Source organism: Streptomyces sp. NBC_01426, from assembly GCF_036231985.1.
Lineage (GTDB): Bacteria > Actinomycetota > Actinomycetes > Streptomycetales > Streptomycetaceae > Streptomyces.
This window is the reverse complement of sequence record NZ_CP109500.1, coordinates 3,382,924-3,404,525: the sequence shown is the minus strand read 5'-3', so window position 1 is coordinate 3,404,525 and position 21,602 is coordinate 3,382,924. Positions and strand designations below refer to the sequence as shown.

Genomic DNA, 21,602 nt, shown 5'->3' with positions numbered 1-21,602 from the left:
GATATCAGCCCGTCCGTGATGCAGTTCCTCCTGGCGTTCGTCGTGGCCGTACCGCTCCTCGGCGCCGTCGCCGCCCTCCTGCCGGCCCCGCCCGGCCTCAGGGGCAAGAGCCCCGAACAGGCCGTGCTGCGCCACGGCGTGAGCGTCACCGGCGTGATCCTCGCCGCGGCGATCGCCCTCACCCTGGGCTTCGACCACGACGCCCCGTCTCGCTTCCAGGCGACGACGGACATCGGCTGGATCCCGGCGCTGGACATCCGGATCCACCTCGGCATCGACGGCATCTCGCTCCCCCTGCTCCTGATGACCGCGCTGCTGTTCTTCCTCTGCGCGCTCTACAGCTACTTCAAGTTCCCCGAGGGCCCCTCCCCGAAGGCCTTCGTCGCCCTGCTGCTCGTCCTGGAGTCCGGCACCCTCGCGACCTTCGCCGTCCTCGACCTACTGCTGTTCTTCCTCGCCTTCGAGATGGTCCTCATCCCGATGTACTTCCTCATCGCCCGCTGGGGCGGCGCTCAGCGGCAGGCCGCCGCCTGGAAGTTCATCCTCTACACCCTCCTCGGATCCGTGGTCATGCTGCTCGGCCTGCTGCTGATCGGGCTGGACAGCGGCACTTTCGACATGGTGGCACTCGCCTCCGACAACGGCCGCGAACTGTCCCACACCACCCAGCTCCTGGCCGTGCTCGCCATCGGCCTCGGCCTCGCCGTGAAGACCCCGATGTGGCCCCTGCACAGTTGGCTGCCGGACGCGCACACCGCCGCCCCCACCGTCGGATCGGTGCTGCTGGCGGGCGTGATGCTGAAGATGGGCACGTACGGGTTCGTCCGCATCCTGCTGCCGATCACCCCCGACGGCATGGCCACCTTCGCCCCCTACCTCGGCGCGTTCGCCGTCGTCGGCATCGTCTACGGGTCCCTCGCCTGCCTCGCGTTGGCGCGCAAGGGCAACAAGGGCGACCTCAAGCGGCTCATCGCCTACTCCTCCGTCGGCCACATGGGCTTCGTGCTCCTCGGCATCGCCTCCATGACCCCCACCGGCGTCAACGGCGCGCTGTTCGCCAACATCGCCCACGGCCTGATCACCGGCCTCCTCTTCTTCCTGGTCGGCGCCCTCAAGGACCGCTACGGCACCGCCGACCTCGACACCCTCGCCGGGGCCACCGGAGCCGCCCTCTACGGCCGCGCGCCCCGCCTGGGCGCGCTCCTCGCCTTCGCCGCCGTGGCCTCCCTGGGACTGCCCGGCCTCGCCGGGTTCTGGGGGGAGATGCTGGCCCTGTTCGGCGCGTTCGACCCGGCCGCGGGGCTGCCGCGCTCGGCGTTCCTCACGTACACGGCCGTCGGCGCGTTCGGCACGCTGCTCACCGCCGCCTACCTCCTGGTCGTCGTACGACGGGTGTGCATGGGCGACCCGAAGGCCGGACCCGAGATCACCGTCGCGGACGTCCGGCACTACGAGTTCGCCGCCTGGACCCCGCTCGTCGCCCTCACCGTCCTCGCCGGCCTGTGGCCCGCCGTCCTCCTCGGCCTCACCGACCCGGCCGTCCAGAAGCTCCTCGCAGGAGGCACGTCATGACGGTCCTGTCCGCCGCGGGCGCGCAGACCCCGAGCCTGGTCCAGTCCGTGGACTGGCTCGCGATCGCCCCCGTCGTCATCACCGCCGTCGTCGCCCTCGCCGTCCTGGTCGCGGACCTCTTCCTGCCGCAGGAGCGCAAGCCGCTGCTCGGCTGGATCTCCGTGGCCGGACTCGCCGCCGCGACCGCCTCCCTGCTGCCGCTGCGCGCCGGCGACCGCGCCACCTTCTGCCTCACCGGCGACCCCGGCGCGTGCAGCTACACCGCCGACCACTTCGCGCTCGTCGTGCAGTTCCTGGTGCTGGCCGGCGCCCTGGTCACCGCCCTGCTGTCGGTCACCGCCGTCGGCGACGCCCGCATGCCGGCCGGCGAGTACTGGTTCCTGCTGCTCTCCTCGGCCGCCGGCGCGGCCCTGCTGCCCGCCTCCCGGGACCTCGCGACCCTGATCGTCGCCCTCGAAGTCGCCTCGCTGCCGGCCTTCGCCCTCGTCGGCATGCGCCGCGGCGACCGGCTGTCCTCCGAGGCGGCCCTCAAGTTCTTCCTGTCCTCGGTCACCGCCACCGCCGTGTCGCTGATGGGCGTCGCCTTCGTCTACGCCGCCACCGGCTCCCTGCACCTCGCCCAGGTCGCCGACCGCCTCGAAGACGTGCCCGCCCGGTTCGACACCCTCGCCATGGCGGGCGTCGCCCTCACCCTCGTCGGCTTCGCCTTCAAGACGGCGGCCGTCCCGTTCCACTTCTGGGTCCCCGACACCTACGTGGGCGCCCCGCTGCCCATCGCGGGCTACCTCTCGGTGATCGGCAAGGCCGTCGGCTTCACCGGCCTGATCCTCGTCACGGTCCTCGCCTTCCCGGCGTACTCCGACATCTGGGGTCCGGCGCTGGCCGTCCTCGCCGCGCTGACCATGACCGTCGGCAACGTCGCCGCGCTGCGCCAGTCCGCCGACCGCCCCCACAGCGCCGTCCGGCTCCTCGCCTGGTCCTCGGTGGGCCAGGCCGGCTACCTGCTGGTCCCGATCGCCGCCGCCGCGTACTCCGACCGCGACCAGATCGGCTCCACCGTCGCCTACGCGCTCATGTACGCCGCCGTGAACCTCGGCGCGTTCGCCGTGGCCGCCCTGGTCGCCCGCACCAAGCCGCTGCACCGCATCGACGACTACCGGGGCCTGTACGCCGAGCGCCCCGCCGCCGCCCTGGCCCTGGCCTTCTTCCTGCTGTGCCTGGCCGGACTGCCGCCCGGCCTCATCGGCCTCTTCGCGAAGGTCACCGTCTTCCGCTCCGCGGTCGACGCCGGCCTGGGCTGGCTGGCCGTCCTGATGGCGATCAACGTCGTGATCGCCCTGTACTACTACCTGCGCTGGACGGCCCTGCTCTTCCGCGCCCCCCTGGAGGGCAGGGCCGACGACACCGCCGAGGGCGCCGTCGCGGCCCCCGCCGGGGCCCGGGTGAAGGCCCCCCTGCCGATCACCGTCGCCATCGTGCTGACCGGAGTCACCGCCCTGGTCCTCTCGGGCGCCCCGCAGCTGATCCTGCGCTTCGCCGCGGGCAGCCTCTTCCCCCAGTAGCCGCCCGCCCCGCGCGCCCCTCCCGCACGCCGTGACCCGTACGGAGCAACGCCCACGGCCGCCCCGCCGCCCGGCCCACCGGTGCGGCGCCCCCGTCATGCCCCGGGAACCAGACGCCCTCACCTCGCGTTGACCAGGAAGGAAGGGTCCACTGGACCGGAGACCCTTCGCACCGAAGATCCTGGACGGGGTCCCCCTGCCGCACCACTTGGAGGGCGTACCGTGCACCGCCGGCACAACGGGCTGAAGACCGCCGTACTCCTCGGCGGGCTGTCCGCACTCATCATCGTCATCGGAAGCTTCTTCGGGCGGGGCGGCCTGATCGTCGCCGTCCTCATCGCCCTCGGGACGAACGCGTACGCGTACTGGAACAGCGACAAGCTCGCTCTACGCGCGATGCGCGCCCGCCCCGTGAGCGAGTTCGAGGCCCCCGAGCTGTACCGCATGGTCCGCGAGCTCTCCACCTCCGCGCGCCAGCCCATGCCCCGGCTCTACATCTCACCCACCGAGGCCCCCAACGCCTTCGCCACCGGCCGCAATCCGCGCAACGCCGCGGTCTGCTGCACCGAGGGCATCCTGCGCATCCTCGACGAACGCGAGCTGCGCGGGGTCATCGGCCACGAGTTGAGCCACGTCTACAACCGCGACATCCTCATCTCGTCCGTCGCCGGAGCACTCGCCTCCGTGATCATGTTCCTGGTCAACTTCGCCTGGCTGATCCCCATCGGCCGCTCGAACGACGACGAGGGACCCGGCCTGTTCGGCATGCTGCTGATCATGATTCTCGGCCCGCTGGCCGCGTCCGTGATCCAGCTCGCCATCAGCCGCTCGCGCGAGTACGAGGCCGACGCCTCCGGAGCCCAGCTCACCGGCGACCCCCTGGCCCTGGCGAGCGCCCTGCGCAAGCTGGACGCCGGCACCAAGCAGCTGCCGCTGCCCCCGGAACCACGTCTGGAGACGGCGAGTCACATGATGATCGCCAACCCCTTCCGCCCCGGTGAGGGATTGTCGAGGATGTTCTCGACGCACCCCCCGATGGCCGAGCGCATCGCCCGGCTCGAACAGATGGCAGGCCGTACGCAGTGAAGACAATCCTGAACGTGATCTGGCTCGTCCTCAGCGGCGTCTGGCTGTTCCTCGGCTACTGCCTCGCGGGTGTGATCCTCTGCATCACCATCATCGGCATCCCCTTCGGCATCGCCGCCTTCCGCATCGCGGTGTACGCCCTGTGGCCCTTCGGCTACACCACCGTCGAACGCCACGACTCCGGCGCGGGCTCCTGCGTCGGCAACGTCCTGTGGCTGGTCCTGGCGGGCTGGTGGCTGGCCCTCGGCCACATCGTCACCGGCATCGCGCTCTGCGTCACGATCATCGGCATCCCCTTCGGCATCGCCAACTTCAAGATGGTCCCGCTCTCCCTGCTCCCGCTGGGCCGCGAGATCGTCCCGACCGACGCCCCCTTCGCCTCCCGCTGACCCGCCTCGCGGGGCCGCCGGGCCCACGGGCCGCCGGGCCCCGGGCGTCGCCCTAGGCGACGCCCTCGCGCCCGGGCAGGGGCGTACGGGCACGCGCCCGCTCCCATCCGTCGAGGGCCGTCAGGCAGGCGTGGTCGAGGTGCCGCAGCCCGCCGAGGTCCAGCCGTACGCGCTGCTCGGGCGGCAGCGCGTCCAGGGAGTCCAGCAGCTTCGGCAGCCGCAGGAAGTTGGCGTTCCCCACCACCCGGACGCACAGCACGTCCCCCTCCCGGACCTCCTCCAGGTGCACGTGGGAGGTCTCCCAGGCCGCCTTGGTGACGGCCAGACCCAGACCGATGAGCACCCCCTCGAACAGGTTGGTCGCCACGATCGCCGACGCGGTCACCACCAGCACCACCGCCTCGCCCCGGTGCGTCCGCCACAGCGCGGCCACCGCCCTGGCCGGCAGCAGCTTCCACCCGGCGTGCAGCAGCACCCCGGCCAGCGCCGCGAGCGGCACCACCTCCAGCACCTGCGGCAGGGCCACGGCGAACAACAACAGCCACCCCCCGTGCATCACCCGCGCCGCCCGGGTCCGCGCCCCCGCCTCCACGTTCGCGGCGCTGCGCACGATCACCGCGGTCATCGGCAGCGCCCCGAGCAGCCCACAGGTGAGGTTGCCGACGCCCTGGGCGACCAGCTCCCGGTCGTAGTGGGTGCGCGGCCCGTCGTGCATGCGGTCGACGGCCGCCGCGCTGAACAGGGTCTCCGCGGACGCGATCAGCGCGAGCGCCACCACGGTTCCCACGGCTCCCACCGACAGCAGCACCCCGAAGTCGCCCACGGTCGGCAGGGTCACCGCCTCCAGCACGCCCGTCACCCGCACCCGGTCCACCGGGAGCCGCAACAGCGCGGCCGCGGCGGTCGCCGCCGCCACCCCGACGAGCGCCCCCGGCACGAGCCGGACCCGGGCCGGCGCGCGGCGCCACGCCACCATCACGGCGACGGTCCCGGCCCCGAGCGCCACGGCGGCCCAGTCGGCCTGCGCCCCGAGCACGTGCACCCCGCCCAGCTTCGCGAGGGTCTCCCCGGGCGCCCGGACCCCGCCCAGCGCGTACAACTGACCGGCGATCAGCACGAGCCCGATCCCGGCCAGCATCCCCTGCACCACGGCGACGGAGATCGCCCGGAACCACCGCCCCAGCCGGAGCGCCCCCATGCCGAGCTGGAGCAGCCCCGCGGCCACCACCAGCACCCCGAGCGCGGGCAGACCGTACGCCTGCACGGCCTCGTAGACGAGTACGGTCAGCCCCGCGGCCGGGCCGCTGACCTGGAGCGAACTTCCGCGGAACCAGCCGGTGACCAGACCCCCGACCACCCCGGTGACGATGCCGAGTTCGGCCGGCACCCCGGAGGCGACGGCAACCCCCACACAGAGCGGCAACGCGACGAGCGCGACGACGACGGACGCCCCGAAGTCTTCGCGAAACGTACCGGCCCCAGGCATGCGAGAACCCCCTGCCACGTGGTGGATGGTCGTCCCCCAGCGTGGCGGGCGCACCGGCCCGCCGGCAGTGACCACGGGGGCCCGCGGTGGAGCGTGCGCCGCACGCGCCCCGCACACGCGCGGTCCACCACCCGCCGGAACCGGGCACGTCAGGGCATTGCCCCGCACCCGGCCCCGAACCAACCCTGGCCCGAACCCCGAACCCCGAACCCCGAACCCCGAGCCCGGCCCCCGACCGCCGCGAGCCCGTCCGCGGGTGCGGACGGGCTCGCGGAGGGGTGCGTGCTCACGGCCACACGCGATGGCCGCGCGGTCGATCAGCGGTAGTTCACGTACTGGATCGCGAAGTCCAGGTCCTTGCCCTTGAGGAGGGCCTGGATGGTCTGGAGGTCGTCGCGGCTCTTGGAGCTGACGCGCAGCTCCTCGCCCTGGACCTGGGCCTTGACGCCCTTGGGGCCCTCGTCGCGGATGATCTTCGCGACCTTCTTGGCGTTCTCCTGGGAGATGCCCTCCTCGATCGTCGCGAAGATCTTGTACTCCTTGCCGGACAGCTGCGGCTCACCGGCGTCCAGGGCCTTGAGCGAGATCCCGCGCTTGACCAGCTTGGTCTCGAACACGTCGAGGACCGCCTTCACGCGCTCCTCGGAGTTCGCCTCCAGCAGGATCTTCTCGCCGGACCAGGCGATCGACGCGCCCGTCCCCTTGAAGTCGTAACGCTGGGAGAGCTCCTTGGCGGCCTGGTTGAGGGCGTTGTCGACCTCCTGCCGCTCGACCTTCGAGACGATGTCGAAACTGGAGTCGGCCATGTGCTGTGGCTCCTTGAAGTCGGCTGTGTGGTGCCCCGGAGGGCGCGGCCGGACAACCCCGGCCCGCTCCGCAAAGCCTAGCCACCACGCCCACGTCCGGCGCTGATCAATCCTGTGGCGAAGCACCCCCGGCCATCGGGTATTGTTTACGTCGTTGCCACGGAGCGCCGCCGCAAGGCGGAAAAACGGCAACATCTCTTGGCGGTGTGCCCGAGTGGCCAAAGGGAGCAGACTGTAAATCTGCCGGCTCAGCCTACCCAGGTTCGAACCCTGGCGCCGCCACGCGAAAGAGGCCCCCGTTCACCCAGTGAACGGGGGCCTTCTTCGTTCTCCGACCGGCCCCGCCCTCACTCCACCGTCAGGTGGTACGTGATGTCGACCCAGAAGCCGTTCGTCGCGGACGCCGCGATCTCCAGTACGTACTGACCCGCCGGAAGCGGGCCGAGCCCGCACCACAGGCCCCAGGCGACCCGGGGTATCCCCAGGGACTGGAACGGCTTCGAGGAGAACTCCTCCAGCCTCAGCGGCACGCTGTTCAGGGCCGCCCGCGCCCGCGCCACGGACGGTATCCACGGTCTGGTGACGAACGGGACCGCCGCCCGCTGGGTGTTCAACACCGGGAAGAACAACCGGCGGCCGCTCGGGACCGTGCACCGCCGCACCACGCGGCCACCGTGCGTCCCGGCGAGGAACCAGAGGTCCTCGGGCTGCCGCCATCCGGCGTTGCGCCCCGTGGTGTCACCGACGGGACTGCGGTCCTCCGGCGCGGACAGGGCCCACTTCCACCACCGGGCGGCGAGCCGGGCCCCCTCCGCCTCGCCGATCCGCCAGCCGCCGTCGCCCATGCCCCACCCCGGTGCCTCGTCCGACCGTCCCCGCGGCCGAATCCGCAGTGACCCTATCGGGCGCCTGTGGCGCACCGATGGGGGCGTCGGGTCGTTCAAGGGCCGTGCATTGGACATCGGACACACGAGGCAAGGTCGGGGGCGGCGTCCTGCTCGCCCTGCTCGGCGCCGGCATCCCGGCCCTGGTCGGGGCGGCTCTGGACACCCACGTGGGGGAGCCGTACCAGGAGACGCGGCTGTACTTCGGCAGTGAGCGCCCGGGCGGTCAGGGGCCGGTCGGGGAGGGGGAGTTCACCCGTTTCCTCGACCGCGAGATCACCCCGGCCTTCCCCGAGGGACTCACCGTCCACCACGGGCGGGGCCAGTGGCGCGGCCAGGACGGCCGGATCGTCCACGAGACCTCGTACGAGGTGGTGTTGCTCTACCCGGAGAAGGAGGCGCAGGAGCGCGGCGCGCACATCGAGCACATCCGGCGGACGTACGAGCACCGGTTCCGACAGGACTCGGTGGGCCGCTCCGACGACAAGGTCAGCGCCGAGTTCTGAACCACCCGCGGCCCGGGGCCCGGACCCGGGCTCCGCGTCCGACGTCAGTTGCCCGCCACGTCCTTGACCGCCACCGAGACCGGGGTCGAGCCCGAGAGCAGTTCCAGGATCAGGCCCGCCGTCGCCGGGGTCTCGATCAGCTCCGCGAGGACCGCCGCGACGTCGTCGAGCGGGATCGACCCCCGGCCCGTGTCCGCCTCCAGGCGGACCAGGCCCGTACCGGCCTGATCGGTGAGCGCGCCCGGGCGCAGGATCGTCCACTCCAGGCCCAGCCGGGTGCGGAGGTGGTCGTCGGCCTCGCCCTTCGCCCGCAGGTAGAAGTCGAAGACCTCGTCGCCGTCGTGGCGGGCGTCGGCGCCCATCGAGGAGACCATCAGGAAGCGCCGTACGCGGGCCCGTTCGGCCGCGTCGGCGAAGAGGACCGCCGCGGCCCGGTCCACGGTGTCCTTGCGCTCGATGCCGCTGCCCGCTCCCGCGCCGGCCGCGAACACGGCCACGTCGGCGCCCTGGAGGATCCCCGCCACGTGCTCGACGGTCGCCGACTCCAGGTCGCAGAGCACCGGTTCGGCCCCCGCGTCCCGCAGGTCGTCGCCCTGCTCCGGGTCGCGGACGATGCCCGCGACCTCGTACCCGCGCGCGGAGAGCAGACGCTCCAGCCGCAGCGCGATCCGACCGTGTCCACCCGCGATGACGATGCGCATGCCCCGACCGTACGTCGAGCCGGGCGCCCGCGCCCGCGAAGCGGCGGCGAACGGCCCCCGCCACTCAGGGGCCGGGCTCGGTACGCCCCTGCCGGGGCAGGTCCAGGGCCACCGCGACCGCGGAGTCGCAGTACTCCCGTACGGCACTCGTCCGGGCTACGACGCGCCCCCGGTGGATCACGATCCGGCTGTAGGCCAGCGAGAGCACCCCGGCGATCCGGTCCCCGCGCACCGCGAGCAGTTCCGCCGGGAAGCCCGCCTCCACCCGCACCTCGGGCAGGCCCATGGCCTCGCGGGCACAGGCGCTGACCGTCTCGTAGGCCTCCGCGGCCCGGAGCCCGCCCTGGGAGGCCAACAGGTACGCCGCTTCGAGCGGGTCGCCCCGGCCGACCGGGTTGCCGGCGTCGCGCAGGGCCCCGCTCCCGGCCGAGACCCGGACCCCGGCGGCCCGCAGCAGCCGGACGGGCGCGGTGCGCAGGCCGCGCCGCTCCAGGGCCGCGCAGTCCCCCTGGGGCAGACAGGTGACCCGTACGCCGGCCGCGGCCAGCCGGTCGGCGGCGCGGGTGGCCACGTCCAGCGGGAGCCGGGACAGGCCGCCGCAGGGGCCGATGCCGACTCCGGGGCGCAGCCCGCCGGCCATCGCCGCGAGGCGGGCCAGGCGCGCCGGGTCGTCCCCGTCCGTGTGGAGGTCCACGGGGCAGCCGTGCTCGGCGGCGAGTTCCAGGACGGCCTCGACGAAGCCGGTGGGGTCGGGGTCGAGGTCCGGGCAGCCACCGATCACCGAGGCCCCCATCTTGACCGCGTCGCGGAGCATGGCGAGGCCGTCCGCCCCGGCGACCCCGGTCAGCAGCCGGGGCACGGCGACGGTGGTCAGGTCGGTGAGCCCCCGCAGCGAGCGGCGGGCCTGGAGCACGGCCTCCATCGGGCCGAGCCCGTGGACGTCGCCGATCCGTACGTGGGAGCGCAGGGCGGTGGCGCCGTGCCCGAGCTGGAGCAGCGCGGCCTCCGTGGCCCGGCGCTGCACCTCGTCGGGGGCGTGGGAGACGGGCCCCTCGCCGTCCGCGGTCAGGGCGGTGTCGCCGTGCGCGTGCGGCTCGGCGGGGGCGGGCAGCAGCAGGTACCCGGTCAGGTCGACGCGGGAGAGCGCGGGGGCCGGCAGGCTCCCGGGGGTTCCGACGGCCTGGATGCGGCCGCCCCCGCCGAGCCGGACGTCGACGGTGCGGCCGTCGGTGAGGCGGGCGCCGGCGAGCAGCAGGGTGGTGGGCTCGGGTCCGGCGGCGGGACCCCCCGGGTGGCTCCGGGGGCCCTGTGCGGGTCCATGGCCGCCGCCCTCGCCCCGACCACCGTGCGGGGAGTGGGACGGCTGCTGCGGCGGGCTGTCGGACATCGCGCTCCTGCGGTGGCTCGGGCGCTTCCCGGGTCCGTGGCCGCGGCCCGCGGCCCAAGATCACGCAGCGTGCTCAGAGCCTAGGGCTCGCTCCTCCCCGGTTCGCGGAGGAGCGAAATAGTCGTACCGGTGTGGTGCCCCCGTGACGGGATCCGGCGTGCGCCGGCGCTCTTCGGCCCCTTCGAGGCCGCTCGGCATGCACAGAGCGTGAGATCGGGGCGGGATCACCGGCGCCGGGCGTGTGACCTCGCCCACATTCGTCCCGGAATTCCGGGGAAAACGCGGTGAGAGGGGTGTGCGGGTCGATCCGCCGATCCGGGCCGAACCCCCTCGGAGCCCGGTCCCCGCAAAGGATTTGGGCGATCGGCGGGCAACCGTGTAATGTCTTCATCGCTCGCCCCAATAGCTCAGTCGGTAGAGCGTCTCCATGGTAAGGAGAAGGTCTGCGGTTCGATTCCGCATTGGGGCTCTGGTGAGAGAGGTTCCCCGCCCTCGGGTGGGGAGTCGATCACATCAAAGCGGCGTAGCTCAGTCGGTAGAGCAAGCGGCTCATAATCGCTGTGTCACCGGTTCAAGTCCGGTCGCCGCTACACACAGTAGCCGATTGCGGGGTCGGTCTCCCGGTCGGCTACTCTTGTATGCGTTCATCCGTCCCAATTGTCCGTCAAGGAGCACTCACGTGGCTGCCACCGACGTCCGCCCGAAGATCACGCTGGCCTGCGTGGAGTGCAAGGAGCGGAACTACATCACCAAGAAGAACCGGCGTAACGACCCGGACCGTCTTGAGATGAAGAAGCACTGCCCGCGTTGCAACTCGCACACCGCGCACCGCGAGACCCGCTGACCCTGGCGAGTCTCGAATACAGGCACCGTCACGAGGCCGTCCCCTTTCATCGGGGGGCGGCCTCGTGTCGTTTCCGCGTCCGGATCCTTCCGGGTTCCGCCCCTGTTCCCCGTGCGTGACGTCCCCGCGCCCGAGGGGCCGCGGCCGGTGATCCGTGACGCGTTCCTCGTGACTTTGATGTCCCTCAACAGGAGGTAGTGAGCCATGGCCCTCGACCAGACCTTCGTGGGGCGGAGCTACCCGCCCACCGATCCGTACGAGGTCGGCCGGGAGAAGATCCGCGAATTCGCCGTCGCCGTGGGCGACGAGAATCCCGTCTACACCGACCCCGAAGCCGCGAAGGCGCTCGGCCACCAGGACGTGATCGCGCCGCCGACCTTCGTGTTCGCCATCACGTTCCAGGCGGCGAGCCAGGTCATCGAGGACCCGCAGTTGGGTCTGGACTACAGCCGCGTCGTGCACGGTGACCAGAAGTTCGCGTACGTCCGCCCCGTGCGGGCCGGCGACCGGCTCTCCGTGACCTCCACCATCGAGGCCGTGAAGTCGCTCGCGGGCAACGACATCATCGACATCCGGGGCGAGGTCCACGACGCCTCCGGCGAGCACGTGGTGACGGCGTGGACCAAGCTCGTGTCCCGCGCTCCCCAGGAGGCCTGAGATGACCGCGCAGATCCAGTACGCCGACGTGGAGGTCGGCACCGAACTCCCGGCTGCCTCCTTCCCCGTGACGCGCGCCACGCTCGTCCGGTACGCGGGCGCCTCGGGTGACTTCAACCCGATCCACTGGAACGAGAAGTTCGCCAAGGAGGTCGGGCTGCCGGACGTGATCGCGCACGGCATGTTCACCATGGCCGAGGCGATCCGCGTGGTCACCGACTGGCTGGGCGACCCCGGCGCGGTCGTCGAGTACGGCGTGCGCTTCACCAAGCCCGTCGTCGTCCCCAACGACGACACGGGCGCCCTGATCGAGGTCACCGCCAAGGTGGCGGCCAAGCTGGACGACAACCGGGTCCGGGTGGACCTGACGGCGATGAGCGCGGGCCAGAAGGTCCTGGGCATGTCGCGCGCCGTGGTCCGGCTGGCCTGAGGCCGGCGCCCGCGACCGTCGGGCCGGGGCCGCCCCGGCCCGTCGGTCGCCCCGCCGCCGGCCCCGCGGCGGACGTCCTGCCGGGGGTGCCGGTTCCTGCCGGGGGGCCGGTTCCTACCGGGGGACCGCGGCGAGCAGCCGGCGGGCGGCCTCCGCGACCGCCTCGCGGACGGCCGGGTCGGTGATCGTCCCCGTCCCCTCGTCCACGACGGCCCGGGGGACCGGTACCCGCGCGCAGGCCTCCTCCACGACGCTCGCCCCCGTGTAGCCGAGGACCGTGCGCAACGCCCGGTGGGCCCCCGCGGCGCCCGTCGGGGACGAGGACGCGTTGATCCAACCGACCGGCTTGTCCACGATCTCGACGCCGCCGACCGTCCAGTCCAGCAGGTTCTTGAACGAGCCGGGGAGATCGCCCGCGTACTCCGGCGTGCAGAACAGCACCGCGTCCGCCCCCGCGATCAGCTCGCGCAGCCGGACGACCTCGGCCGGCAGGGGTTCCACGTCGTCGTCGGGATTGAAGTGCGGGAGCCTCGCCAGGTCGAGGTAGGGCGTGGCGCGCACCGCCTCGCCGAGGACCTCGGGAACGGTCAGGATCACCGAGGTGTTGGTGGAGCCGGCGCGGGTGCTTCCGCTGATCAGGGCGAGGTGCGGGGTTCGGGTCACGGGCGAGATGCTACGGCCGTGCGGTGCCGCGGCCGAAGGGGTCGGGGAGGCGGCCCGTGAAGAGGCGTTGACGAAGTTAGTGATTGAGTACTAACTTACTTCCATGGCAAGGATGAGCGCAGACGAGCGACGCGAGAGCGTCATCCGTGCGGCGATGCACGAGTTCGCGCGGGGCGGTTACCACGGGACCTCCACCGAGACGATCGCCAAGCGGGTGGGCGTCTCGCAGCCTTACCTGTTCCGGCTGTTCCCGAGCAAGCAGGCGATCTTCATCGAAGTCGTCGCCCGCTGCACCGAGGACATCCGGCTCGCCTTCGAGGAGGCCTCCGAGGGCCTCGGCGGTGAGGAAGCGCTCAAGGTCATGGCGCAGACGTACAAGCGGCTCATCGCCGAGCACCCCGACAAGCTCCTGATGCAACTCCAGTCGAACGTGGCCGTCGCGGCCGCCGAGGCCGCGGGGGAGTCGGAGTTCGGGGAGATGGTCCGGGCCGGCTGGATGCGCCTGTGGGACACCGTGCGGGCGGCGATCGGCGGCGACGCCGACCAGGTCGCGGGCTTCATGGCGCACGGGATGCTCATCAACACCCTCTCCGCCCTGGGCTTCCCGCCCGAGCATCGCGTCTGGGAGGGGTGTCGCCTCCTGGACGAGGCGGACGGCCCCGGACCCGACGTCCGCACGAGCGCCTAGTACGCGACCGGCCGCGTCACCGGCCGGGCCACCGTTCGATCCCGTCCCGGCGGTCGTGCGGGCAAGGAAGTTAGTCAGCAATAACTAACAAACAGCATCTGTAGGGGGAAACGTGGACAGGCAAGGCACCGCACCCGGCGACACGAGCGCCGACACCAGGCTCAAGGGACCCGCCGTCTGGGCCCTCGTCCTCACCGGCGTCGCCAGCTTCATGGCGGCCCTCGACAACCTCGTCGTCACCACCGCCCTGCCCGCGATCCGCGAGGACCTCGGCGGCAAGCTGGAGGACCTGGAGTGGACGGTGAACGCCTACACACTCACCTTCGCCGTGCTCCTCATGTTCGGCTCCGCCCTCGGTGACCGCTTCGGCCGCCGTCGGCTGTTCATCGTCGGACTCTCGATCTTCACCGGCGCCTCGGCCGCCGCGGCCCTCTCGCCCGGCATAGACGAGCTGATCGCCGCCCGGGCCGTCCAGGGCGTGGGCGCGGCGATCATGATGCCGCTCACCCTCACCCTCCTCACCGCCGCCGTCCCGGCCACCCGACGCGGCATGGCCCTCGGCATCTACGGGGCCGTCACCGGCCTCGCCGTCGCCAGCGGCCCCCTCATCGGCGGCAGCCTCACCGAACACATCTCCTGGCAGTGGATCTTCTGGCTCAACGTGCCGATCGGTCTCGCCCTGATCCCCCTCGCCCGACTGCGGCTCGCCGAGTCCACGGCCCCCGACTCCCGCCTCGACGTCCCCGGCACGCTCCTCATCAGCGGCGGCCTCTTCGGGATCGTCTACGCCCTGGTCAACGCCAACTCCGAAGGCTGGACCAGCGCCCCCGTCCTCACCGGCCTGATCGTCGGCAGCACGCTCGTCGGCGCCTTCATCCGCCACGGCATCCGCCACGCGAACCCCATGCTCCCCATGCGGCTCTTCCGCAACCGGGGCTTCCTCGGCATCAACCTGGCCAGCCTGCTGATGTTCCTCGGCATGTTCGGCTCGATCTTCCTGCTCGCCCAGTTCCTCCAGGGCGTTGCCGGCTACTCGCCCACCGAGGCCGGACTGCGCATGCTCCCCTGGACCGGCATGCCGATGATCGTCGCGCCGATCGCCGGCATCCTCTCCGACCGCATCGGGGGCCGGCCGGTCGTCGCCGCCGGACTGGCCTTCCAGGCCCTCGGACTCGGCTGGTTCGCGGTGATCCTCAGCGCCGACGTCTCGTACGCCGCCCAGCTTCCCGCCCTCGTCCTGAGCGGCATCGGCATGGCCCTGTACTTCGCCCCCGCCGCCAACGTGCTGATGTCCACCGTGGCCCCCGCCGACCAGGGCAAGGCCTCCGGCACCAACAACGCCCTCCGCGAGGTCGGCGGCGCCCTCGGAGTCGCCGTCCTCGCCTCGGTCTTCTCCGCCCAGGGCGGCTACGAGAGCCCCCAGGCCTTCACCGACGGCACGATCCCCGCCCTGTGGATCGGCGCGATCGCCGTCGCCCTCGCCGCCGGCCTGGCCCTCCTGCTCCCGGGCAGGGCCAGGACCCGGGACCTCCCCGCGACTCCCACGACCCCCGCGAGCCCCGAGGCCGCGGCCCCGGCCAAGGTGCCCGCCGCCGGCTGAGGCCGGGCCCGTGTCGGCGGGCGCCCCGCCGACACGGGGGAAGAACCGGTACGGTCCGTGGCCCCGCAGGGATGCGAGGGGGACGGACCGTACTCTTGTCCCCGTGCAGGAACTCCACGACGCCCCCCTCGCCCCGCTGACCACCTTCCGCCTCGGCGGCCCCGCGGCCCGGCTGGTCACCGCGACCACCGACGCCGAGGTGATCGCCGCCGTCCGCGCCGCGGACGAGACCGGCACCCCGCTGCTGATCATCGGCGGCGGCAGCAACCTGGTCATCGGTGACCGGGGATTCGCCGGCACCGCCCTGCGCATCGCCACCACCGGGTTCACCCTCGACGGCACGCGCCTGGAGCTCGCCGCCGGCGAGAACTGGAGCGACGCCGTCGCCCGCACCGTCGACGCCGGCCTCGCCGGCATCGAGTGCCTCGCCGGCATCCCCGGCTCCGCCGGCGCCACGCCCATCCAGAACGTCGGGGCGTACGGCCAGGAGGTCTGCGACACCATCACCGAGGTCGTCGCCTACGACCGCACCACCGGCGAAACGGTCACCCTCCCCGCCGACGCGTGCGGCTTCCGCTACCGCAACAGCACCTTCAAGGACCAGCCCGACCGCTACGTGGTCCTGCGCGTGCGCTTCGCCCTCGAAGACGCCGGCGGCCTGTCCGCGCCGATCAAGTACCCCGAGACCGCCCGCGCCCTCGGCGTCGAGGCCGGCGACCGCGTCCCCGCCGCCACCGCCCGCGAGACCGTGCTGCGCCTGCGCGCCGGCAAGGGCATGGTCCTCGACCCCGCCGACCACGACACCTGGTCGGCCGGCTCGTTCTTCCACAACCCGATCCTGAGCGACGAGGCCTACGCCGCCTTCCTCGCCCGGGTCCAGGACCGCCTCGGCGCCGAGACCGCCCCGCCCGCCTACCCCGCGGGCGACGGCCGGACGAAGACCAGCGCGGCCTGGCTGATCGACAAGGCCGGCTTCACCAAGGGCTACGGCACCGGCCCCGCCCGGATCTCCACCAAACACACCCTCGCCCTCACCAACCGCGGCGAGGCCACCACCGAGGACCTCCTCGCCCTGGCCCGCGAGGTCGTCGCGGGCGTCCACGCGGCCTTCGGCGTCACCCTGGTCAACGAACCGGTGACGGTCGGCGTCAGCATCTGAGGAGTCCCGGCCGCCATGCAATGCCCCCTGCACGGTGCCGGCACGGACCCCACCCGGCTGGTGGGACGCACGATCAGCAGCGTCGTCGCGTCCTGGCACGTCTACGAGGGCGAACGCTCCGAGGCGCCGCTCGACGTGTGGCTCATCGACAACGAGGGCGAGTCCACCCGCATCACCACCGGGTCCGACCAGTGCCTCATCGTCGAGTCGGAGTCCCCGCACGCGCCCTACGACATGGGGGAGTGGGGCCGCATCGAGGTCGGCGAGGACCTCGGCGACCACCCCTTCCTGCGCCACCTCGGCGAGACCGTCGCCACCGTGGCCGAGTACGCCGTCCCCGAGACCGGGCGCACCCACCTGGAGATCGGCTTCGTCGACGGCGACCGGGTCCGGGCCGACTGCTACGAGGGAGACCTGCGGCTCACCCGGTGAGCCAGTGGTCGATCCCCGCCAGCAGCTTCCCCTGGACGTCCTCCGGCGCGGCCGAACCGCGCACCGACTGCCGGGCCAACTCCGCCAACTCCGCGTCCGTGAAACCGTGGTGGCGGCGCGCGATCTCGTACTGGGCCGCCAGCCGGGACCCGAACAGGAGCGGGTCGTCCGCGCCCAGCGCCATCGGCACCCCCGCCTCGAAGAGCGTGCGCAACGGCACGTCCTCGGGGCGCTCGTAGACGCCCAGGGCCACGTTGGACGCCGGGCAGACCTCACAGGTGACCTGCCGGTCCGCGAGCCGCTTCAGCAGCCGCGGATCCTCGGCCGCCCGCACGCCGTGCCCGATGCGGGAGGCGTCCAGGTCGTCCAGGCAGTCCCGTACCGAGGCCGGGCCGGTCAGCTCCCCGCCGTGCGGGGCTGCCAACAGGCCCCCCTCGCGGGCGATGGCGAAGGCCCGGTCGAAGTCACGGGCCATCCCGCGGCGTTCGTCGTTGGAGAGACCGAAGCCGACGATGCCGCGGTCGGCGTACCGGACGGCGAGCCGGGCCAGCGTGCGGGCGTCGAGGGGATGCTTCATGCGGTTCGCCGCGATGATCACCCGCATCCCCAGGCCGGTCTCCCGGGAGGCCGCGTCCACGGCATCGAGGATGATCTCCACGGCCGGGATCATCCCGCCGAGGAGCGGGGCGTAGGAAGTGGGATCCACCTGGATCTCCAGCCAACCGCTGCCGTCCCGCACGTCCTCCTCGGCGGCCTCGCGCACCAGCCTGCGGATGTCGTCGGGCTCGCGCAGACAGGACCGGGCGGTGTCGTAGAGCCGCTGGAAGCGGAACCAGCCCCGCTCGTCGGTGGCCCACAGCTTGGGCGGTTCGCCCCCGGTCAGCGCCTCGGGCAGGCGCACGCCGTACTTGTCGGCGAGCTCCAGCAGGGTCGACGGGCGCATCGATCCGGTGAAGTGCAGGTGGAGGTGGGCTTTCGGCAGAAGCGTGAGATCGCGTACGTGCTCCATCCGGTGATCCTGCCGTACTCGCGCGCCGAGCGGGAGGGCGTTTTACCCATCGGGGTCTTGCTCGAACGGGTGAGCGACTCCCGCCGGACCCCGCGGACGCACGAGCGGCGGCCCCCCGGGCCGGGGAACCGCCGCTCGTGAACCGCTCGGAAAGCCCCGCAGGACTAGGCCTTGGCCTCCGCCAGCAGCTTCTGGATCCGGGACACGCCCTCCACCAGGTCCTCGTCGCCCAGCGCGTACGAGAGACGGAGGTAACCCGGGGTGCCGAAGGCCTCGCCCGGGACGACCGCGACCTCGGCCTCGTCGAGGATCAGCGCGGCCAGCTCGACGGAGGTCTGCGGGCGCTTGCCGCGGATCTCCTTGCCGAGCACGTCCTTGACCGACGGGTACACGTAGAAGGCACCCTCGGGCGTCGGGCAGAACACGCCGTCGATCTCGTTCAGCATCCGCACGATCGTCTGGCGGCGGCGGTCGAAGGCGACGCGCATCTCGTGGACCGCGTCCAGGTTGCCGGACACGGCGGCCAGCGCCGCGACCTGCGCCACGTTGGAGACGTTGGAGGTGGCGTGGGACTGGAGGTTGGTCGCGGCCTTCACGACGTCCTTGGGGCCGATGATCCAGCCCACGCGCCAGCCCGTCATCGCGTACGTCTTGGCGACGCCGTTCACGATGATGCACTTGTCGGCCAGCTCGGGAACGATCGCCGGGAGCGAGACGAACTTCGCGTCGCCGTAGACCAGGTGCTCGTAGATCTCGTCCGTCAGGACCCACAGGCCCTTGTCGGCGGCCCAACGGCCGATCGCCTCGGCGTCGGCCTCGGAGTAGACGGCGCCCGTCGGGTTGGAGGGGGAGACGAAGAGGACGACCTTGGTGCGCTCGGTGCGCGCGGCCTCCAACTGCTCGACCGAGACCCGGTAACCGGAGGTCTCGTCGGCGACGACCTCGACCGGGACGCCGCCCGCGAGGCGGATCGACTCCGGGTAGGTGGTCCAGTACGGAGCCGGGACGATGACCTCGTCGCCCGGGTCGAGGATGGCCGCGAACGCCTCGTAGATGGCCTGCTTGCCGCCGTTGGTCACCAGGATCTGGGAGGCGTCGACCTCGTAGCCGGAGTCGCGCAACGTCTTCGCGGCGATCGCGGCCTTCAGCTCGGGCAGACCGCCGGCCGGCGTGTAGCGGTGGTTCTTCGGGTTGCGGCAGGCCTCGACGGCCGCCTCGACGATGTAGTCCGGCGTCGGGAAGTCGGGCTCGCCCGCGCCGAAGCCGATCACCGGGCGCCCGGCGGCCTTGAGGGCCTTGGCCTTGGCGTCCACGGCGAGGGTGGCGGACTCGGAAATGGCGCCGATACGGGCGGACACCCGGCGCTCGGAGGAAGGCGTTGCAGAGGTCATGGGTCCAATCGTCCCAGACGGTCCGGAAGCCCCGCACACCGTTTCAGGTACCGGACGAACGAGATCCGGACGCCGTTCCCGGCGGCTTCTGTTCGACGTCAGGGCCGGGAGCACGTATGCTCACCTGTCGTTGGACCTCGCCGACAGCTCCAAAGCGTGCGCACTCCGTGCACTCGCTCGGATGCGGTAGGTTGGGGAACGCAAAGGGTCGTAGCTCAATTGGTAGAGCACTGGTCTCCAAAACCAGCGGTTGGGGGTTCGAGTCCCTCCGGCCCTGCTCCACACTCCTTCTCGGATGTGTGCGCAGGTACGTACTTCGATGCAACGCCGTGCGGCGCAACCGGGCGCGGCTACGGCCACGACCCGGATTCAGGTGAGAGACGTGACGGACGCCCTGGGCTCCATCGACATGCCTGACGCCGAGGACGACACTCGCGAGAAGAAGGCCCGCAAGGGCGGCAAGCGCGGCAAGAAGGGCCCTCTGGGCCGGCTCGCGCTGTTCTACCGCCAGATTGTCGCGGAACTCCGCAAGGTTGTATGGCCGACCCGCAACCAACTCACGACGTACACCACCGTGGTGATTGTCTTCGTCGTCATCATGATCGGTCTGGTGACCGTGATTGACTATGGGTTCCAGGAAGCCATCAAGTTCGTCTTCGGCTGATCCCCGCGGAGGGCGGCGCCTTGATGGGTGCCGCCCGTTTTCGCATGTTCGACCACCTTTTGTATCCAGGAAGAAGCAGCCACCGTGTCTGACCCGAACCTGAACGTGAGCCCCGACTCCGTCGAGTCCGTCGAGGACGAGCTCGACATCGTCGAGGCTGCAGACGCCGTGGACCCCGACGAAGCCGAGCTCGCCGACGCCGAGGCGGGTGCCGCCGCCGAAGAGGCCGCGCTGCACGTCGAGGACGAGGTTGACGCGCAGGCCGAGGACGACGCGGAGGCCGAAGAGGCCACCGACGACGTCGAGACCGACGAGGACGCCGAAGAGGCCGAGGACGACGAGGCTGCCGAAGAGGCCGCCGAGGTCGAGCCCGCCGAGCCGGTCGACCCCACCGAGGCCCTGCGCCAGGAGCTGCGCTCCCTGCCGGGTGAGTGGTACGTGATCCACACCTACGCGGGCTACGAGAAGCGCGTGAAGGCGAACCTGGAGCAGCGCGCCGTCTCGCTGAACGTCGAGGAGTTCATCTACCAGGCCGAGGTGCCCGAGGAAGAGATCGTCCAGATCAAGAACGGCGAGCGCAAGAACGTCCGGCAGAACAAGCTGCCCGGTTACGTTCTCGTCCGCATGGATCTGACGAACGAGTCCTGGGGCGTCGTCCGCAACACCCCCGGTGTCACCGGCTTCGTGGGCAACGCCTACGACCCGTACCCGCTGACCCTGGACGAGATCCTCAAGATGCTCGCGCCGGAGGCCAAGGAGAAGGCCGACAAGGCCGCCGCCGAGGCCGCGGGTCTGCCCGCGCCGGCCGTCAAGCGCACCATCGAGGTCCTGGACTTCGAGGTCGGCGACTCGGTCACCGTCACCGACGGCCCGTTCGCGACGCTGCAGGCGACGATCAACGAGATCAACCCGGACTCGAAGAAGGTCAAGGGTCTCGTCGAGATCTTCGGTCGCGAGACCCCGGTCGAGCTCAGCTTCGACCAGATCCAGAAGAACTGATCACGTTCCTCTGAGCAACTGCTTCGAACAGGTCAGATCGCCCCGAAAAGGGTGGTCTGACCTGCTCGGTTTTTAGCCTCGCACCGATACCCGTTATCGTGGTGCGGTATGCCTCCATCCGGATGACCGGATGAAGGCGAAAACTCTCACTAGGACCCGGAGAGAGCAATGCCTCCCAAGAAGAAGAAGATCACGGGGCTTATCAAGCTCCAGATCAAGGCCGGTGCGGCCAACCCGGCTCCGCCGGTCGGCCCCGCGCTCGGTCAGCACGGCGTCAACATCATGGAGTTCTGCAAGGCCTACAACGCCGCGACCGAGTCGCAGCGTGGCATGGTCGTGCCGGTGGAGATCACGGTCTACGACGACCGTTCCTTCACCTTCATCACCAAGACTCCGCCGGCCGCGCGCCTCATCCTGAAGAGCGCGGGCGTGGAGAAGGGCTCCGGCGAGCCGCACAAGACCAAGGTCGCGAAGCTCACGCGTGACCAGGTCCGCGAGATCGCCACGCTCAAGATGCCTGACCTGAACGCCAACGACATCGACGCGGCCGAGAAGATCATCGCCGGCACCGCGCGTTCGATGGGCATCACGGTCGAAGGCTGATTCAGCCACACCGCCCAGCAACACCAGTGGTAGGGCCAAGCGCTGGTCCGCACCACGACTCCACGCCTGAAGTCACAACACAGG

General features: G+C 71.6%; 23 protein-coding genes and 4 tRNA genes. 19 read left to right on the top strand and 8 right to left on the bottom strand.

Features of this window, described 5'->3' with window-relative positions; all coding sequences use genetic code 11:
• The first annotated feature begins 18 nt into the window (after window positions 1–18).
• The 4 genes from OG906_RS14895 (at window position 19) to OG906_RS14880 (ending at window position 4,609) form a co-directional block, all read left to right on the top strand.
• The gene (locus tag OG906_RS14895; RefSeq protein WP_329448026.1) at window positions 19–1,572 is read left to right on the top strand and encodes a complex I subunit 4 family protein; all 1,554 of its coding nucleotides are present in this window, start codon (window positions 19–21) and stop codon (window positions 1,570–1,572) included.
• The gene (locus tag OG906_RS14890; RefSeq protein WP_329443168.1) at window positions 1,569–3,134 is read left to right on the top strand and encodes an NADH-quinone oxidoreductase subunit N; all 1,566 of its coding nucleotides are present in this window, start codon (window positions 1,569–1,571) and stop codon (window positions 3,132–3,134) included. Before OG906_RS14895 ends, OG906_RS14890 begins: the two co-directional genes overlap by 4 nt.
• Before the next feature lie 222 nt (window positions 3,135–3,356).
• A complete protein-coding gene (gene htpX / locus OG906_RS14885) occupies window positions 3,357–4,220 on the top strand; it encodes a zinc metalloprotease HtpX (protein ID WP_266970183.1) in 864 nt (287 codons plus the stop codon).
• Window positions 4,217–4,609: a YccF domain-containing protein gene (locus OG906_RS14880; RefSeq protein ID WP_053682648.1), complete on the top strand. Its 393-nt coding sequence runs from the start codon at window positions 4,217–4,219 to the stop codon at window positions 4,607–4,609. The genes htpX and OG906_RS14880 overlap by 4 nt, the downstream gene beginning before the upstream one ends.
• Window positions 4,610–4,661: 52 nt before the next feature.
• Here OG906_RS14880 and OG906_RS14875 read toward each other — a convergent pair whose 3' ends face one another.
• Together OG906_RS14875 and OG906_RS14870 are read right to left on the bottom strand one after the other, a co-directional pair.
• Window positions 4,662–6,095 (bottom strand): SulP family inorganic anion transporter, encoded by a 1,434-nt coding sequence (locus tag OG906_RS14875; RefSeq protein WP_329443164.1) that lies wholly within the window; start codon window positions 6,093–6,095, stop codon window positions 4,662–4,664.
• A 317-nt stretch (window positions 6,096–6,412) separates the two neighbouring features.
• The gene (locus OG906_RS14870) at window positions 6,413–6,901 is read right to left on the bottom strand and encodes a YajQ family cyclic di-GMP-binding protein (RefSeq protein WP_267796340.1); all 489 of its coding nucleotides are present in this window, start codon (window positions 6,899–6,901) and stop codon (window positions 6,413–6,415) included.
• A gap of 200 nt (window positions 6,902–7,101) precedes the next feature.
• Here OG906_RS14870 and OG906_RS14865 point away from each other — a divergent pair.
• A tRNA-Tyr gene (locus OG906_RS14865) sits at window positions 7,102–7,183 on the top strand.
• Window positions 7,184–7,248: 65 nt separating this feature from the next.
• Here the strand turns inward: OG906_RS14865 and OG906_RS14860 are convergent.
• Entirely contained in the window at window positions 7,249–7,746 is a 498-nt protein-coding gene (locus OG906_RS14860; protein ID WP_329443162.1) for a hypothetical protein, read from the bottom strand.
• 104 nt (window positions 7,747–7,850) lie between these two features.
• Between OG906_RS14860 and OG906_RS14855 the strand changes: the two genes are divergently transcribed.
• The gene (locus OG906_RS14855; protein ID WP_267796338.1) at window positions 7,851–8,291 is read left to right on the top strand and encodes a DUF3574 domain-containing protein; all 441 of its coding nucleotides are present in this window, start codon (window positions 7,851–7,853) and stop codon (window positions 8,289–8,291) included.
• A gap of 44 nt (window positions 8,292–8,335) precedes the next feature.
• On the opposite strand, the gene OG906_RS14850 is transcribed toward OG906_RS14855, so the two are convergent.
• A complete protein-coding gene (locus OG906_RS14850; protein ID WP_267825419.1) occupies window positions 8,336–8,992 on the bottom strand; it encodes an SDR family oxidoreductase in 657 nt (218 codons plus the stop codon).
• 64 nt (window positions 8,993–9,056) lie between these two features.
• The gene (locus OG906_RS14845; RefSeq protein ID WP_329443156.1) at window positions 9,057–10,379 is read right to left on the bottom strand and encodes an amidohydrolase family protein; all 1,323 of its coding nucleotides are present in this window, start codon (window positions 10,377–10,379) and stop codon (window positions 9,057–9,059) included.
• Between the two features lie 396 nt (window positions 10,380–10,775).
• On the opposite strand from OG906_RS14845, the gene OG906_RS14840 reads away from it, so the two are divergent.
• The 5 genes from OG906_RS14840 (at window position 10,776) to OG906_RS14820 (ending at window position 12,310) form a co-directional block, all read left to right on the top strand.
• A tRNA-Thr gene (locus tag OG906_RS14840) sits at window positions 10,776–10,848 on the top strand.
• A 48-nt stretch (window positions 10,849–10,896) separates the two neighbouring features.
• Window positions 10,897–10,969, top strand: a tRNA-Met gene (locus tag OG906_RS14835).
• Between the two features lie 89 nt (window positions 10,970–11,058).
• Window positions 11,059–11,223, top strand: coding sequence for a 50S ribosomal protein L33 (gene rpmG, locus OG906_RS14830; protein ID WP_006604855.1), 165 nt, complete (start codon window positions 11,059–11,061; stop codon window positions 11,221–11,223).
• Window positions 11,224–11,427: 204 nt separating this feature from the next.
• Window positions 11,428–11,880 carry a MaoC family dehydratase N-terminal domain-containing protein gene (locus OG906_RS14825; RefSeq protein WP_267796335.1) on the top strand — a complete coding sequence of 151 codons (453 nt, stop codon included), beginning with the start codon at window positions 11,428–11,430 and terminating at the stop codon, window positions 11,878–11,880.
• Between the two features lies 1 nt (window position 11,881).
• On the top strand, window positions 11,882–12,310 hold the full coding sequence (locus OG906_RS14820; protein ID WP_267796334.1) for a MaoC family dehydratase: 429 nt from the start codon (window positions 11,882–11,884) through the stop codon (window positions 12,308–12,310).
• Window positions 12,311–12,424: 114 nt separating this feature from the next.
• On the opposite strand, the gene OG906_RS14815 is transcribed toward OG906_RS14820, so the two are convergent.
• A complete protein-coding gene (locus OG906_RS14815; RefSeq protein WP_329443153.1) occupies window positions 12,425–12,973 on the bottom strand; it encodes an NADPH-dependent FMN reductase in 549 nt (182 codons plus the stop codon).
• 103 nt (window positions 12,974–13,076) lie between these two features.
• Between OG906_RS14815 and OG906_RS14810 the strand changes: the two genes are divergently transcribed.
• From OG906_RS14810 to OG906_RS14795, 4 genes are all read left to right on the top strand, one after another.
• Window positions 13,077–13,661 (top strand): TetR/AcrR family transcriptional regulator, encoded by a 585-nt coding sequence (locus tag OG906_RS14810; protein ID WP_329443151.1) that lies wholly within the window; start codon window positions 13,077–13,079, stop codon window positions 13,659–13,661.
• A 112-nt stretch (window positions 13,662–13,773) separates the two neighbouring features.
• Entirely contained in the window at window positions 13,774–15,261 is a 1,488-nt protein-coding gene (locus OG906_RS14805) for an MFS transporter (protein WP_329443150.1), read from the top strand.
• 10 nt (window positions 15,262–15,271) lie between these two features.
• Window positions 15,272–16,420: a UDP-N-acetylmuramate dehydrogenase gene (locus OG906_RS14800; protein ID WP_329443148.1), complete on the top strand. Its 1,149-nt coding sequence runs from the start codon at window positions 15,272–15,274 to the stop codon at window positions 16,418–16,420.
• 15 nt (window positions 16,421–16,435) lie between these two features.
• The gene (locus tag OG906_RS14795) at window positions 16,436–16,852 is read left to right on the top strand and encodes a hypothetical protein (protein ID WP_053682636.1); all 417 of its coding nucleotides are present in this window, start codon (window positions 16,436–16,438) and stop codon (window positions 16,850–16,852) included.
• On the opposite strand, the gene OG906_RS14790 is transcribed toward OG906_RS14795, so the two are convergent.
• Both OG906_RS14790 and OG906_RS14785 read right to left on the bottom strand, forming a co-directional pair.
• Window positions 16,842–17,861, bottom strand: a complete 1,020-nt coding sequence (locus OG906_RS14790; protein WP_329443144.1) for an adenosine deaminase — start codon at window positions 17,859–17,861, stop codon at window positions 16,842–16,844. The genes OG906_RS14795 and OG906_RS14790 overlap by 11 nt on opposite strands.
• Before the next feature lie 164 nt (window positions 17,862–18,025).
• The gene (locus tag OG906_RS14785; RefSeq protein ID WP_267796329.1) at window positions 18,026–19,252 is read right to left on the bottom strand and encodes a pyridoxal phosphate-dependent aminotransferase; all 1,227 of its coding nucleotides are present in this window, start codon (window positions 19,250–19,252) and stop codon (window positions 18,026–18,028) included.
• Window positions 19,253–19,456: 204 nt separating this feature from the next.
• Between OG906_RS14785 and OG906_RS14780 the strand changes: the two genes are divergently transcribed.
• The 4 genes from OG906_RS14780 to rplK all read left to right on the top strand — a co-directional run bounded on the left by OG906_RS14780 (window position 19,457) and on the right by rplK (window position 21,518).
• A tRNA-Trp gene (locus OG906_RS14780) sits at window positions 19,457–19,529 on the top strand.
• A 105-nt stretch (window positions 19,530–19,634) separates the two neighbouring features.
• On the top strand, window positions 19,635–19,916 hold the full coding sequence (gene secE, locus OG906_RS14775; RefSeq protein ID WP_030298162.1) for a preprotein translocase subunit SecE: 282 nt from the start codon (window positions 19,635–19,637) through the stop codon (window positions 19,914–19,916).
• Between the two features lie 84 nt (window positions 19,917–20,000).
• A complete protein-coding gene (gene nusG, locus OG906_RS14770) occupies window positions 20,001–20,915 on the top strand; it encodes a transcription termination/antitermination protein NusG (protein ID WP_267796328.1) in 915 nt (304 codons plus the stop codon).
• A 168-nt stretch (window positions 20,916–21,083) separates the two neighbouring features.
• Entirely contained in the window at window positions 21,084–21,518 is a 435-nt protein-coding gene (gene rplK / locus OG906_RS14765; RefSeq protein ID WP_053682632.1) for a 50S ribosomal protein L11, read from the top strand.
• Window positions 21,519–21,602 lie beyond the last annotated feature (84 nt).